This is a genomic window from Paenibacillus sp. YAE3, from assembly GCF_057546105.1.
The window spans coordinates 427,456-442,929 of sequence record NZ_BAAIYF010000003.1; the positions used below are offsets into that span (position 1 = coordinate 427,456).

The following is a 15,474-nucleotide window of genomic DNA, read 5'->3' on the forward strand; positions in this document are numbered from 1 at the left end:
TTATGGTGGGGTTTATGTCTTTTTTTGCAGAAACCCGCATGGAGGAACTAGAATGATCAAACGAGTTCGATCGTGGTGGACACGGGAATCCAAAGTACAGTCGCCGGAACGATCAATAGACAATGTTCCTGAGCATGTCGCCATCATCATGGACGGTAACGGACGCTGGGCGAAACGCCAAGGGCTTCCGCGTATCATCGGGCATCAAAACGGGATGAAAGCCGTCAAACGGACGACGATTGCAGCGGATAAGCTGGGGATCAAATATTTGACGCTGTATGCCTTTTCGACGGAAAATTGGAAACGTCCGAAGGACGAGGTCGATTTTCTGATGCGCTTGCCGCAGGAATTCCTGGCCCTCGAGCTGGATGAATTGGTGGAAAAAAACGTGCAGGTCCGGATGATGGGCGACCGCGAAGGACTGCCGTCCTACACCATCAGCGCGATGGAAGAAGCCGTCCGCCGCACCGAAGGCAATGACGGGCTGGTGCTGAACTTCGCGCTCAATTACGGCAGCCGGAAGGAAATTACCGACTGCATGCGCGAATTGGCGCGGAAAATCGAAGCTGGTGCGCTGAACCCGGATGACATTACGCCGGAATTGGTGGATCGGCATTTGCTTTCCAGCGGGCTGCCCGATCCGGATTTAATCATCCGTACCAGCGGGGAGATGCGGATCAGCAACTTTATGCTCTGGCAAATGGCATATAGCGAAATGTGGTTCACCGATATCTATTGGCCTGATTTTAATGAACATTATTTATACGAAGCGGTTGCCGAGTATTCGCGCAGAACGCGGAGATACGGCGGCTTGACTTAAGCCATATGGAGGATGGATTATCGTTGAAACAACGACTGATTACCGGAATCATTGCTGGAGTTGTCTTTTTGGGATTATGCCTGATCGGGGGGCTGCCGTACCATCTGATCGTGCTGGCGATGGCCATGATCGGATATTATGAATTCGTGCGCATGACCAAGGTTTCTCCTTTTGGCGGTACGGCATGGCTGGGATATCTGGGCGTGCTTTTGTTCGTTTTTCCGTGGAAACCGCTTGGCATCGATTTTTCGCTGTCATGGGATCACTTCATTTGGCTGCTTTTGTTCCTGTTCATGCTGGTCACGGTCATAACGAAGAATAAAATCGCAATACAACAGGCGGCCATGCTGTTTCTGGGCGCGGTATACATCGGGGTCGGATTTTCCTATATCGCCGGATCCCGGGGCGCGCCGGACGGGCATGGACTGTTTTGGACGTTCCTGCTGCTCGTTTCGATTTGGGCGAGCGATGCAGGAGCTTATTTCGTCGGGAAATGGATCGGCAAAAACAAGCTTTGGCCGGCCATCAGCCCGAACAAAACGATTGAAGGAGCTCTCGGCGGCGTCGTCATTTCCATGATCGCGGCTGCGGCGTTTTCCCTCTTTTCCGGGGGGATCCTGACGTTCGGACGCGCCGTGGCGATCGGACTGGCTTGCGCCGTGACGGGACAACTGGGCGATCTGATTCAATCCGCTTATAAGCGCGTATACGGCATCAAAGATTCCGGCAGTCTGCTGCCGGGGCACGGAGGCATTTTGGACCGCTGCGACAGCTGGATTATCGTCTTTCCGTTCGTACATATCGTGATGCTGATGCCTTATTAAAACGAGAGAAGGTTTCGATATGAAAAAAATTAGCGTGCTCGGCTCCACGGGCTCGATAGGAACGCAGACGCTGGATGTGGCGGCAAAGCATTCGGAGCATTTTCAAATCGAAGGTTTGGCTGCGGGAGGGAACATCGCCCTGCTGCTGGAGCAGGCGCGGCGATTCAAACCGCGGAAAGTTTCGGTGGCTACGCGCGAGCTTGCCGAACAAATCAAAGCCGAGGTTCCGGCCGGCACGGAAGTGTTTTACGGGGACCACGGGCTGATCGAAATCGCCGCCGGGACCGATGCCGATATCGTGGTCACGGCCGTCATGGGGAGCCTGGGGCTCCCTTCGACGCTTGCGGCGATCGAAGCCGGAAAAACGATCGGGCTGGCCAACAAGGAAACGCTAGTGACGGCCGGCCATATCGTGACGGCGCGCGCACGCGAAAAAGGCGTGAAGCTGCTCCCGATCGACAGCGAGCATTCCGCCATTTTCCAATGCTTGAACGGGGAAAACCCCAAGGATTTGGCATCCATTACGCTGACGGCTTCCGGCGGTTCTTTCCGGGACCGGACGCGCGATGAGCTGAAACACGTGACGGTGGAGGATGCGCTTAAGCATCCGAATTGGTCCATGGGGGCCAAAATTACGATCGATTCCGCGACGATGGTCAACAAAGGGCTGGAAGTGATCGAGGCGCACTGGCTGTTTGGCTTGCCCTACGAGCAAATCAACGTGCTTCTGCATCCCGAAAGCATCATCCATTCCTTTGTGGAGTTTCGCGACACCAGCATCATTGCCCAGCTCGGCAATCCGGACATGAGGGTTCCGATCCAGTATGCCCTTACGTACCCGGAGCGGTGGGAATCGCCGTCGCGCCCGCTCTCGCTGGCCGAGGTCGGCAAACTTCAATTCCGCGAAATGGACTTCGAACGCTTCCCTTGTTTAAGACTGGCATATGAATGTGGTAAAATGGGTGGTACAGCCACAACCGCATTTAATGCCGCCAACGAGGTGGCGGTTGCGCGGTTTTTGCGCAAAGAGATTTCATTTTTGCAAATTGAGGATATCATCGAAAGAGTGCTTGATCGGCATCACAACATTCCAGAACCAGAGCTTGCGGAAATCGAAGCGTGCGACAAGCGTACCCGGGAGGCTGCAGCCAAGCTCTGACATTCGGGGAACGCGGGCATAAACCGCAAGAATCCACTCTTCTCCCTTATCTAAAAAATGGCTCAAAAGTGATTCTCTTGTGCGGGTCCGGAGAATAATGATAATCTATATAGACTGAATCGAGACGAGCCTTAGCAGCGAGGCTGCAGGGCAGAAAGGCCGGAACGGCCGGTTACGGACCATCATTCATTCTATGGGGGTCGGCATGGCTTGCCGATTCGCGGATTATGAAGCTTCGGTCTCAGACAATAAAGGGGGATGCGACGAATTGGAAATGGTGCAGGTAGTTTTTTTGACGGTGCTCATGTTTTTCGTCATTGTCACCGTGCATGAGTGGGGGCATTATTATTTCGCCAAACGTGCAGGCATACTGGTTCGGGAGTTTGCGATCGGTTTCGGTCCGAAACTGTTTTCTTATAAACGGGGGGAAACCCAATTTACGCTTCGTCTGCTTCCGTTCGGCGGATATGCCCGGATGGCGGGCGAAGATCCGGAGCTCGTGGAGATCCACCCCGGACAAACGGTTGCCGTGCGGGTCAAGGACGGGGAAGTAAAAAAGATTTATCTGGATCAGCTGGATAACCGCAAAAACGTCATCCGCGGCGAAGTGGAGTTCATCGATTTGACCGACAGCCTGAAAATCCGCCTGAACGTGGACGGAGAAATCCAGCAATATCCGATCCATCCGCAGACGATGCTCGTCGCCAAGTCCCAGGAAACGCAAATTGCCCCAAGGGACCGGCAGTTCGCGAGCAAAACGGTCGGGCAGCGGGCGATGTCCATCTTTGCAGGCCCGCTGATGAACTTTATCCTAGCTTTCATCTTGTTCGGAGTCCATCTTCAAATGGCCGGCATTCCGGTCGAAAATCCGACGTACATCGTGATCGGGGACGTTTCGAAAGGAATGCCGGCGGATGAAGCCCATTTGAAAAAAGGCGACATCGTCGAAACGATCGACGGCGTCAGCATCGGCACGGATTATGAGAAAATGATCGATATGACGGCCAAGTCCGAAGGCAAGCCGATGAAGTGGACCATCCGCCGCGGCGACGAGGTGTTCAATGTGACGCTGACCCCTCGGGCGATGGAAGGGCAAGAGGGAGGAAAAATCGGTATCACCCCCGCACTCCCTACGCGCAAGGCCGGCATTGGAGAGACCTTTACCGGAGCAGGTTCCGCCATGGTTAATGGGACCAAAATCATTTTCCAGGGTTTCGGCAAGTTGATCAAACAGTTCAATATGAACGATATCAGCGGACCGGTAGGGACCTTTGAGATAACGGGCCAGATTGCCAAGCAAGGAATCGCCCAGCTCACGCAATGGGCTGCGATATTGAGTTTGTATCTGGGCATTTTCAATCTGCTGCCGATTCCGGCCATGGACGGAAGCCGTCTCGTGTTTCTTGGCGTGGAAGCCGTCCGCGGGAAGCCGATCGATCCGAGCCGGGAAGGCATGGTGCATTTCGTCGGGTTTGCGATGCTGTTCCTGTTAATGATTGTTGTAACTTATAATGACATCTTGCGTTTAATCAACGGATAATTGACGATACATTGGGAGGAAGTCCATTTTTATGTCAAACGATAAACAATTTGTGACCGAGATAACGCCGCAGGGGGAAGACTTCTCGCGCTGGTACATCGACGTGATTAAAAAAGCGGATCTTATGGATTACTCGCCTGTGCGCGGATGCATCGTGTTCCGCCCGGACGGTTACGAAATTTGGGAGCATATCCAACAAGAGATGGACCGGCGTTTCAAAGAAACGGGCCACCGCAACGCCTATTTCCCGCTGTTCATTCCGGAGAGCTTTTTCCAAAAAGAAAAAGAGCATGTCGAGGGCTTTAACCCGGAGCTGCCTTGGGTAACCGAAGCCGGCGGCGACAAGCTCGAGGAGCGCCTGGCGATCCGCCCGACCTCCGAAACGATGTTTGGCCACATGTATTCGAAATGGATTCAATCCTATCGCGACCTGCCCGTGCTGATCAACCAGTGGGCCAACGTGGTCAGATGGGAAAAACGCACGCTGCCTTTCTTGCGCACGAGCGAGTTTTTGTGGCAGGAAGGCCATACCGCCCATGAGACGGAAGAGGAAGCGCGCGAGGAAACGATGAAAATGCTCGAAGTATACCGCAGCTTCGTGGAGGAATTTTTAGCGATTCCGGTCATCACCGGCCAAAAAACGCCGTCCGAGAAATTTGCGGGCGCGGTCGATACGTTCTCCATCGAAGCGATGATGAAGGACGGACGCGCCGTGCAGGCGGGAACGTCGCATTATCTTGGAACGAACTTTGCGGTTGCTTTCGATATTCAATATTTGAGCCGCGAAAACAAACAGGAATACGTGCATACCACTTCTTGGGGGACGAGCACGCGCCTGATCGGTTCGATGATCATGGTGCACGGGGATGACCGGGGACTTGCGCTGCCGCCGAAAGTGGCTCCGACCCAAGTCATCATGATTCCGATCGGCCCGCCGAAAACGTGGGACGCCGTCGTGGGACGCACGGACGAGCTGTTCGCCGAGTTGAAGAAAGCCGGCATTCGCGTTCGCGTCGATGACCGGAACGACGTTCGCCCGGGCTGGAAATTTAACGAGTATGAAATGCGCGGGGTGCCGGTGCGGCTCGAGATCGGTCCGCGCGACATGGAAAACGGCGTCTGCGTGCTTGTGTCGCGAATTAGCGGTGAGAAAAAAGTGGTTCAGCAGGCCAACCTCGTGGAAGAGGTTCAAGCGATGCTGGATCAGGTGCAGCGCGAAATGTTCGAACGCGCCAAGCAGTTCATGGACGACCATTTTTATTCCGTGAACACGCTGGATGAAATGAAGGCGAGCATGGAAGAAAAACGCGGGTTTACGCTGGCCGGCTGGTGCGGATCGGAAGCATGCGAAAGCAAGGTGAAGGAAGAAACCGGCGCGACAAGCCGGAACATTCCGTTTAACCCTTCCGAAGAAAAGCATACATGCCTCGTTTGCGGACAACCGGCCAAACATACGGTCGTTTTTGCCAGAGCTTATTAAGCCGGTATCATGTGCTTTGCCGCCCAAGCCGGCGGCGGAGCGGTTGTTTCAGGAATAGACGTTGAGGAGCTTCTGCCCAGAAATAGGTCCGGTGTTCGCGAACCCGGTTGATATGACTGGATTCAGAAGCTTTTCATTTTTAGCAGTGGAGCAAGGGGGAAGAGAGCATTGGACAAGACTGGCGAAAAAAGAAAACGGTTCGAGCTTCTGATGAAGCAGGGCGAAATCCCCCCCGGATTGGTCGACCCTTATTTTTTGGACGGTTATATCGAACAGGTCGAAACGAGCCGAAGCAATAAGGAATGGATCATATCGATCGTCAAGGAAACGCTTGTGCCTGCGGAGGTATACCGTAACTTTTGCCTGAAGCTTAGGGAAAAAATGCAGCATATCGCCAAAATTACGTTTATCTTTAAATACGGTCCTGCAGTGGGTCACGGGGAAATCGTCGATACGTATTGGAATCTGTTTTTGGAATGGGTTCACAGGGAAATTCCGTCGGTCAACGGATGGATGGCGAGAGCCGGGCATGAGCTGGACGGGGACATGCTCCTCGTAACGATGTCGGATTCCACTTCGCTTGAACTGGCGCGCAAAAAACAGATCGACCAGGCCATCATCCGTTTCTATCAGCAATATTTTGCGCTCCCGCTCAGGGTAAAGGTTCAGGTCGGGGAAACGAACCGGGAGGCGTACGAAGAATTCGAGCAGAAAAAGCGGGCCGAGGAGCTTGAAGTCATCCAAAAGATGATCACGAGCATGGAAGCCGAAGCGCGCGAGATCGAAGATGACGGAGAAGAAGTCCGCCTGCAGGTCGGTTACGACATTAAGGAGCAGCCTGTGCCGATCCAGGAGATTCAGGACGAGGAGAAAAAGATTACGATCCAGGGAACCATCTTCGGCCTGGACAGCAAGGAGCTCCGCAACGGCAGCACGCTGTTTATGTTCAACCTGACGGACTTTACCGATTCGCTGCAGATGAAGATGTTTGCGAAAACCAAAGAGGATTTGAAGGTTTTGAGCCTGCTCTCCAACGGCAAATGGGTGAGAGCGCGCGGACGGGTGGAATACGACCGGTTCATGCAGGTGCCCGAGCTGGTGATGATCCCTTCCGATTTGGTCGAGGTCCAAGCACCTCCCGCACGGAAGGATACGGCTTCCGAGAAACGCGTAGAGTTTCACCTGCATTCGACCATGAGCACGATGGATGCGGTGACGCCCGTCGACCAATATATCAAAACGGCGGCCAAATGGGGGCATAAGGCGATCGCGATTACCGACCATGGGGGCGTGCAAAGCTTTCCGGACGCGGCCAAGGCGGCGAAAAAGAACGGCATCAAAATGATTTACGGCGTCGAAGCCAACGTGGTCAACGATTCCGTTCCCGTCGTCATGCAGCCGAAACCGATCGAGCTGAAGTCCGCGACGTACGTCGTATTCGATATCGAGACCACCGGCTTGTCGATCACGAACAGCAAGATTACCGAGCTTGCCGCGGTCAAAATGCATGAAGGCAAGGAAATCGGCCGGTACGCCACGTTCGTCAATCCGCATGAAAAAATTCCGTACCATATCCAGCAGCTCACGAACATTACGGATGAAATGGTTAAAGATGCGCCCGACCTGGAGCCCGTCCTGAAGGAATTCGTCGAATTCGTCGGGGACGCGGTCCTGGTTGCGCATAATGCCCGATTTGACGTGGGTTTCATCCAGGCTTCGTTAAAAGAATACGGCATGCCGCTGCTGGAAAATCCGGCGCTCGATACGCTGGAGCTTGCCCGCTTGCTGCATCCGGGAATGAAAAACCACCGGTTGAATACGCTGGCGGATAAATACAAGGTGCTCCTCGAAAGCCATCACCGGGCGATTGACGATACGGTGGCGCTGGCCGGCATTTTGAACGGATTGTTGGCCGATGCGGAGAAAATCAAAGGGCTGACAATGCTCGACCGGCTGAACGATTACGTCGGCAAGGATCTGTCCAATACCCGTCCGTTCCACTGCGGCATTTATGCGCTGAACCCGATCGGCAAAAAAAATCTGTTTAAGCTGATTTCGTTGTCGCATACCGAATATTTCATGCGGGTTCCATGCATACCGAAATCCAAGCTTGTCGAGCTTCGGGAAGGGCTGCTTGTCATCTCCGGCTGCGAAAAAGGCGAATTTTTCGAAACGGTGCTGAACAAGACGGTCGAAGAAGCGATGGAAGTGGCCGAATTTTACGACGTGCTGGAAATTCAGCCGCTGACGATGTATATGCACCTGGTCGACAAAGGGCTGGTCGGAAGCCCGGCCGAGCTGAAAGCGGCGCTGAAGACGATTTGCGATATCGGCGAAAAGATGAACAAACCCGTCATCGCCACCGGCAACGTGCATTACCTCGAGCCGCGGGACAAGCTGTACCGCGACATTACGATCCACGGCATCACGGGGTTCAGCCCGCTGAAGGATATCCGCAAGCCGGACGCGCACCTACGCACGACGGATGAAATGCTGGAAGAATTCGAGTTTCTGGGCAAAGACAAGGCCTTTGAGGTCGTCGTAAAAAACACCAACGAATTGGCCGACCGGTTCGAAGAAATCGAGCTGTTCCCGGACAAGCTTTTTACGCCGATCATCGAAGGCGCGGACGAGGAGATCCGGAATACCTGCTACGAAACGGCCCGGTCGATTTACGGGGACGACCTGCCGGAAGTCGTCGTGGCCCGGCTGGAGAAAGAGCTCGAGCCGATCATCAAATACGGCTTTTCCGCCAACTACCTGATTTCCGAACGGCTCGTAAAAAAATCGAACCGGGACGGATATCTGGTCGGCTCGCGGGGTTCCGTCGGTTCCTCCGTCGTCGCCACGTTCCTCGGCATTTCGGAGGTAAATCCGCTCCCTGCACATTATATTTGCCGGAACGAAGCCTGCAAATACAGCGAATGGTTCCTGGACGGCAGCGTGCCGAGCGGCTTCGACCTTCCGGACAAGGAATGCCCGAAATGCGGGCAGATGCTGAAGGGCGAAGGACAGGACATTCCGTTCGAAACCTTCCTTGGCTTCAAAGGCGACAAGGTTCCCGATATCGACTTGAACTTTTCGGGCGAATACCAGCCGCATGCGCATAACTACACGAAGGAAATTTTCGGCGAAAAATGCGTGTTCCGGGCGGGAACGATCGGTACCGTCGCGGAGAAAACGGCGTTCGGCTACGCGAAAAAATACGAGGAAGACCATCATAAAAGCTGGCGCGGCGCCGAGCTGAGCCGCCTTGCGGCCGGCTGTACCGGCGTGAAGCGCAGCACCGGCCAGCACCCCGGCGGGATCGTCGTCGTTCCGGATTACATGGAAGTGGAAGATATTACTCCGGTCCAATATCCGGCGGACGATACGAGCGCGGAATGGAAAACGACCCACTTCGATTACCACGCCTTTGACGCGAACCTGCTGAAGCTTGATATTCTGGGGCACGATGATCCGACCATGATGCGGATGCTGCAGGATTTGACGGGGGTCGATCCGACCACCATCCCGATGAACGATCCGAAGGTCATGAGCATGTTCAACTCGACCGAGGCGCTTGGCGTTACGCCGGAACAGATCCGGACCCCGGTGGCCACGTACGGCGTGCCGGAAATGGGTACGAAGTTCGTCCGCCAGATGCTGATCGAATCGAAGCCTTCGTCGTTTGCGGACTTGCTGCAAATTTCGGGTCTGTCCCACGGGACGGGCGTATGGCTCGGAAACGCCCAGGAGCTGATCAAAAACGGCACCTGCAACATCAAAACGGTGATCGGCTGCCGCGACGATATCATGCTCTACTTGATCTACAAAGCCGGCATGGACGCCAGCCTCGCCTTTAAAATTACGGAAAGCGTCCGTAAGGGCAAGGGGTTGACGCCGGAATGGATCGAGGAAATGAAGCGATGCAAAGTGCCGCAATGGTACATCGATTCATGCCTCAAAATCCAGTACATGTTCCCGAAGGCACACGCGGCCGCATATGTTATTTCAGCGGTCCGGACCGCGTATTTCAAACTGTATTATCCGATCGAATATTACGCCACGTATTTTTCGGTCCGTGCCGAGGATTTTGACATCGAGCTTTGCTGCCAAGGTTACGAGGCGATTTACCGCCAAATCGAAGAAATCGAGCAAAAAGGCTTCCAGGCTACGACCAAAGAGAAAAGCATGCTTCCGGTGCTTGAAATGGCGCTCGAAATGACCGCGCGCGGATTCACCTTCAAGAACCTGGATCTGTATCGCTCGGAAGCCACGCGGTTTATCGTGGACGGAGATTCCTTGATCCCGCCGTTTTCGGCGATGCAGGGGATCGGGGAAAACGCGGCGCGAAACATCGCCGCCGCCCGCGAGCAGGGCGAGTTTCTGTCGATCGAAGATTTCCAGCAGAAGTCGAAGGCAAGTAAATCCATTATCGAGCTGCTGACCCAGATGGGCTGCTTCCGCGGCCTGCCGGAAAGCAACCAGCTCTCGTTGTTCTAAAGCCCCAAACCGATATATCCGTTTTTTTATCCGCCCTTGACAACTTGACTTAGGACGCGCACCCCTTGCTGCGACTGGAAGCAGTCAAGGAGCGATACTTGTCAGTGTTGCCAGACTATGTTATAATTTTTTTGGCAATCATGGAGATAAAACCGTTGTTTAAAGAGTGGGGCGACCCACTCTTTACTCTTTGGTATATAGGATATTGAAAGTCTTGGAGGTAATAATCTTTGAGCACACCGAAGATCAAGGGAATTGTAGAAGAAATGGTCCAGCCTTACCTGGATGAGCATAACTTTGAGCTTGTCGACGTGGAATACGTGAAGGAAGGCAGCAATTACTTCCTGCGCGTCTATGTCGACAAGGAAGGCGGCATTGACATCGATGACTGCGGCATGATCAGCGAATACCTGAGCCAGAAGCTGGATGAGAACGATCCGATTCCCACCGCGTATTTTCTGGAGGTATCCTCCCCTGGCGCCGAGCGTCCGCTGAAAAAAAGCGAAGACGTGGCTAAAGCCGTCGGCAAAGATGTTTTTGTGACCGTGTACGAGGCGGTTGACGGCCAGAAGGAATTCGAAGGCCGGCTTCTTTCGTTCGAGAACGACGAGCTTGTCATCTCCGCGGGAAAGAAGCAGCACACCATCCCGTACGCAAAAGTTGCCAGCGCCAGACTGGCCATTATTTTTTAAAGTCCAGGAATGGACACCGCTTACTCGAAACGCGGATTCCTGGGTTTTACGTCGCGAAACGCAAACTTCACCTGTCATAGACGGCGAAGCCGTTTACGCTTGGGTGCATGTCATGAAAGGGGGAACTGATTTCCAATGAGTATGGATTTTATCGAAGCAATGAATGAACTGGAAAGAGAAAAGGGAATCAGCAAGGATATTCTGTTTGAAGCGATTGAAGCCGCGCTGATCTCCAGCTACAAACGCAATTTTAACACCGCGCAGAACGTGCGCGTGGATATGAACCGCAATTCGGGCGTCATCAAGGTGTATGCCCGCAAGCTGGTCGTGGAAGAGGTGCTGGATCCGCGCACCGAAATTTCCCTGCCGGCGGCTAGGGAGATCAACCCGCATTTCCAAATCGACGATATCGCGGAGATCGAGGTTACGCCTCGCGATTTCGGCCGCATCGCCGCGCAAACGGCGAAGCAGGTCGTCACTCAGCGCATCCGCGAAGCGGAGCGCGGCTTGATTTACAACGCGTTTGTGGATAAAGAAGAGGATATCGTGACCGGTACGGTGCAGCGCCAGGATCTCCGCAACTTCTATGTGGATCTGGGCAAAATCGAAGCGGTGCTTCCGCTCAGCGAGTTGATGCCGAACGAAAAGTTCAAGCACGGCGACCGGATCAAGGCATACATCACCAAGGTGGAAAACACGACGAAGGGACCACAAATCATGTTGTCCCGTACGCATCCGGGTCTCCTCAAGCGCTTGTTCGAGCTCGAAGTGCCCGAAATTTTCGACGGCGTGGTCGAAATCCGCTCCGTGGCCCGGGAAGCCGGCTTCCGTTCCAAGATCGCGGTCTACTCCCGCAACCCGGAAGTCGATCCGGTCGGCTCCTGCGTCGGGCCTAAAGGCCTCCGCGTGCAGACCATTGTCAATGAGCTGCGCGGAGAGAAAATCGACATCGTTCGCTACTCCGAACAGGTTGAGGAGTATGTGGCTAACGCGCTTAGCCCATCGAAGGTTCTGGAAGTGATCGTGTTCGAGGAAGAGAAGATGGCACGCGTCATCGTGCCTGACTACCAGCTTTCCCTGGCGATCGGCATCAAGGGCCAAAACGCCCGTTTGGCCGCCAAGCTGACAGGCTGGAAAATCGACATCAAGAGCGAAAGTCAGGCGGAACAGGAATTCGGCAGACCGAAAACTTCTTCGGTCGAAATGCATCAGGATTCCGTCTCCGTCGATTGACCGCAGAACGACATTGACGGGGGGGCTGCGCCATGATCAAGCAAAGAAAAGTGCCGCTGCGCAAATGCGTGGCGTGCCAGGAAATGATGCCGAAAAAAGAACTGATCCGCATTGTGAAGACTCCCGACGACGAGGTGCTGATCGACCTGACCGGCAAGAAGTCGGGGCGAGGGGCCTACCTCTGCGGTAAAGTTTCCTGCTTCAAGCTGGCACAAAAAAACAAGTCGCTGGACCGTGCCCTGAAGCACCACGTCAAGCCGGAAATATACGAGCAGCTTGCCGAAGATTTCATTTCGGTGGAGGACGAGTTTCTGGCGGTCAAGGAAAGCACGGCCGATGAATAAATTTTTCTCCCGACTCGGTCTTGCCATGCGTGCGGGGAAGATGCTGACAGGCGACGAGATTGTGCTGAAAGCGATACGTTCTTCGGAAGCAAAGCTAGTTATCCTTGCGGGAGACGCCTCAGCAAATACACAGAAAAAGTTCCGCGACAAATGCGGAACGTACAACATCCCTCTGGTGATCGGATTTGACCGCGAAAGTTTGGGCGCAAGCATCGGGAAACCCGAAAGAGTTGTGCTCGCAATTACGGATCAAGGATTCGCAGAAATGATCTCCAAAAGCTTGGAGATAATGTCGGAGGTGGAGTATATTGAGTAAACAAGACAGTAAAGACAAACTGCGTGTATACGAATATGCAAAATCATTAAATATGAGCAGCAAAGAAATTATTACCATTTTAAAGCGGCTGAACATTCCCGTTAACAACCATATGAGCGTGATGGAGAATGATTCGGTCGCAAAAGTGGAACAATTTTTTCGAGATATCAAATCGAATGCCGCTGCGAAAAGAGAAAGCGGGGAAACTCTTACGACAGTTAATACTTCTTCCATAAAAAACGACAATCGGGCAGAGAAAAATCAGGGGGGCCGGCCGGCAGGCCAGGGCCAATCCCAAAAACAACAGGAAAAGCAGGTAAGTATGAATAATAAATCAAATCAAACCACTCAAAACGGTTCCCAGCGAACCCAAGGCGGGCAGGACTCCCGTCAAGGCCACTCGAACCAGGGAGGCCAGAATAACGGCAGAACGCAAGGACAACATAACGGAGGCGGACGCAGCCAGGGTACAGGCAACCGCAGTCAAGGTTCTTCCCAAGGCGGACGCAATCAAAGCGCAGGCCAAGGAGGCAACCGGAGCCAAGGCGGCGGCCAGCAATCCGGCGGCCAACGCCAGAACCAAAACCAAAACCGTCCGCAGCAAACGAACCCGCGCCCAACCCAAGAGCGTGGAACTACGGATGACAACTTCTCGAGAAACGACAACCGCGGAGGAGGAGCCCGTACTCCAAATCGCGGCAAAGGCGGCGGAAACAAACGGTTTGAAGACGGGAAATCCGGCTTTAACCGGGGCAACAACCGCGGCGGGAAAAACAACAAGGGAAGATATCAGCAGAACCAGCCTCCTCGCGAGAAAATCGACAACACGCCGAAAAAAATCATCGTGCGCGGCACGATGACGGTAGGCGAAACGGCCAAACTGCTTCATAAGGACGCATCGGAAGTCATCAAGAAGCTGATGCTTATGGGCGTCATGGCTGCCATCAACCAAGAACTCGATATTGAGACGATCCAGCTTCTTGCCGGCGAATTCGGCGTAGAGGTCGAGGTCAAGATCGTCGTCGAAGACGACCGCTTCGAGACGCTGGAGGAAAATGACGATCCTGCGGATCTGAGAACCCGTCCGCCGGTCGTGACGATCATGGGTCACGTCGACCACGGCAAAACGACCTTGCTCGACGCCATCCGTTCCACGAACGTTACCGGCGGCGAAGCAGGCGGCATCACGCAGCATATCGGTGCCTACCAGGTGGAGATCAACAACAAAAAAATCACGTTCCTGGATACCCCGGGCCACGAAGCCTTTACGGCCATGCGGGCACGCGGCGCCCAAATCACGGACATCACGATTATCGTGGTGGCAGCCGACGACGGCGTCATGCCGCAAACCGTCGAAGCCATCAACCACGCCAAAGCGGCCGAACTGCCGATTATCGTAGCCGTGAACAAAATCGACAAACCGTCGGCAAACCCGGACAAAGTGAAGCAGGAGCTGACCGAATACGGTCTTGTGCCGGAAGAATGGGGCGGAGACACGATTTTCGTCAACGTTTCGGCGAAGCAAAAAATCGGCCTGGAAGATCTTCTTGAAATGATCCTGCTGGTAGCCGAGGTTAACGAATATAAAGCGAATCCGGACAAACGCGCGCGCGGTGCCGTCATCGAGGCCGAGCTGGATAAAGGCCGCGGTCCCGTAGCCCGCATTTTGGTTCAGCACGGCACGCTGAAGATCGGGGACGCTTTTGTAGCGGGCAACTGCTTCGGACGCGTTCGGGCGATGGTAAACGACAAAGGCCGCCGTCTGAAGGAAGCCGGTCCATCCACGCCGGTCGAAATTACCGGCCTGACCGAAGTTCCGCAAGCCGGCGATCCGTTCATGGTCTTCGAGGACGAGCGGAAAGCACGCTCCATCGCCGAAAAACGCGCGATCACCCAGCGCCAGTCGGATCTCGGCAGCAACGTGCGCGTGACGCTCGACGATTTGTTCCAGCACATTAAAGACGGCGAAATCAAAGACCTGAACGTCATCATCAAGGGCGACGTGCAGGGTTCGGTCGAGGCTCTGAAAGGCTCCTTGGCGAAAATCGAAGTGGAAGGCGTACGCGTGAAAATCATTCACAGCGGCGTGGGCGCCATTACCGAATCGGACATTATTCTGGCGGCCGCCTCGAACGCGATCGTGATCGGCTTCAACGTTCGTCCGGATCCTCAAGCGGGCGCAACGGCAGAGCAGGAGAAGGTCGACATTCGTCTGCACCGCGTCATCTACAACGTCATCGAAGAAATCGAGCAAGCCATGAAGGGCATGCTTGATCCGGAATATAAAGAAGTGGTCGTCGGCCATGCCGAGGTCCGCAACCTGTTTAAAATCAGCAAAGTCGGCACGATCGCCGGCTGCATGGTTACCCAGGGCAAAATCGTCCGCAACGCAGAAGTGCGCCTGATCCGTGAAGGAATCGTCGTTCACGAAGGCAAGATCGATACGCTCAAGCGCTTCAAGGACGATGCCAAGGAAGTAAATCAGGGGTATGAATGCGGAATTACCCTTCAGGGCTATAATGACCTTAAAGAAGGAGACGTTATCGAAGCATTCGTCATGGAGGCTGTCGAGCGCAAGTAG

At 54.2% G+C, this 15,474-nt stretch carries 11 protein-coding genes; all 11 read left to right on the plus strand.

The features are described from left to right. Positions 1–52 precede the first annotated feature (52 nt). The 11 genes from uppS (at position 53) to infB (ending at position 15,474) form a co-directional block, all read left to right on the plus strand. A complete protein-coding gene (gene uppS / locus AC27KL_RS08040) occupies positions 53–820 on the plus strand; it encodes an undecaprenyl pyrophosphate synthase (protein WP_339321306.1) in 768 nt (255 codons plus the stop codon). Positions 821–843: 23 nt separating this feature from the next. After that, positions 844–1,644, plus strand: coding sequence for a phosphatidate cytidylyltransferase (locus AC27KL_RS08045; protein ID WP_487169372.1), 801 nt, complete (start codon positions 844–846; stop codon positions 1,642–1,644). 19 nt (positions 1,645–1,663) lie between these two features. Further along, positions 1,664–2,803 carry a 1-deoxy-D-xylulose-5-phosphate reductoisomerase gene (locus AC27KL_RS08050; RefSeq protein WP_487169373.1) on the plus strand — a complete coding sequence of 380 codons (1,140 nt, stop codon included), beginning with the start codon at positions 1,664–1,666 and terminating at the stop codon, positions 2,801–2,803. A 268-nt stretch (positions 2,804–3,071) separates the two neighbouring features. Next, on the plus strand, positions 3,072–4,343 hold the full coding sequence (gene rseP, locus AC27KL_RS08055; protein WP_487169430.1) for an RIP metalloprotease RseP: 1,272 nt from the start codon (positions 3,072–3,074) through the stop codon (positions 4,341–4,343). A 31-nt stretch (positions 4,344–4,374) separates the two neighbouring features. Further along, complete coding sequence (gene proS, locus AC27KL_RS08060) at positions 4,375–5,823, plus strand: proline--tRNA ligase (RefSeq protein ID WP_487169374.1); 1,449 nt, start codon at positions 4,375–4,377, stop codon at positions 5,821–5,823. A gap of 168 nt (positions 5,824–5,991) precedes the next feature. Further along, positions 5,992–10,308: a PolC-type DNA polymerase III gene (locus tag AC27KL_RS08065; RefSeq protein WP_487169375.1), complete on the plus strand. Its 4,317-nt coding sequence runs from the start codon at positions 5,992–5,994 to the stop codon at positions 10,306–10,308. Between the two features lie 230 nt (positions 10,309–10,538). Further along, positions 10,539–11,000: a ribosome maturation factor RimP gene (gene rimP / locus AC27KL_RS08070; protein WP_036706972.1), complete on the plus strand. Its 462-nt coding sequence runs from the start codon at positions 10,539–10,541 to the stop codon at positions 10,998–11,000. 135 nt (positions 11,001–11,135) lie between these two features. Then, complete coding sequence (nusA, locus tag AC27KL_RS08075) at positions 11,136–12,233, plus strand: transcription termination factor NusA (protein WP_036706975.1); 1,098 nt, start codon at positions 11,136–11,138, stop codon at positions 12,231–12,233. Between the two features lie 35 nt (positions 12,234–12,268). Beyond that, positions 12,269–12,577: an RNase P modulator RnpM gene (gene rnpM / locus AC27KL_RS08080; RefSeq protein ID WP_036707201.1), complete on the plus strand. Its 309-nt coding sequence runs from the start codon at positions 12,269–12,271 to the stop codon at positions 12,575–12,577. Further along, entirely contained in the window at positions 12,570–12,893 is a 324-nt protein-coding gene (locus AC27KL_RS08085) for a YlxQ family RNA-binding protein (RefSeq protein WP_036706976.1), read from the plus strand. The genes rnpM and AC27KL_RS08085 overlap by 8 nt, the downstream gene beginning before the upstream one ends. Next, complete coding sequence (infB, locus tag AC27KL_RS08090) at positions 12,886–15,474, plus strand: translation initiation factor IF-2 (protein ID WP_487169376.1); 2,589 nt, start codon at positions 12,886–12,888, stop codon at positions 15,472–15,474. The genes AC27KL_RS08085 and infB overlap by 8 nt, the downstream gene beginning before the upstream one ends.

What these genes read in the sequence shown, in the direction of transcription:
- uppS (WP_339321306.1), top strand. Translation starts at nt 53, where the DNA reads ATGATCAAACGAGTTCGATCGTGGTGGACACGGGAATCCAAAGTACAG.
- AC27KL_RS08050 (WP_487169373.1), top strand. Translation starts at nt 1,664, where the DNA reads ATGAAAAAAATTAGCGTGCTCGGCTCCACGGGCTCGATAGGAACGCAG.
- proS (WP_487169374.1), top strand. Translation starts at nt 4,375, where the DNA reads ATGTCAAACGATAAACAATTTGTGACCGAGATAACGCCGCAGGGGGAA.
- nusA (WP_036706975.1), top strand. Translation starts at nt 11,136, where the DNA reads ATGAGTATGGATTTTATCGAAGCAATGAATGAACTGGAAAGAGAAAAG.
- AC27KL_RS08085 (WP_036706976.1), top strand. Translation starts at nt 12,570, where the DNA reads ATGAATAAATTTTTCTCCCGACTCGGTCTTGCCATGCGTGCGGGGAAG.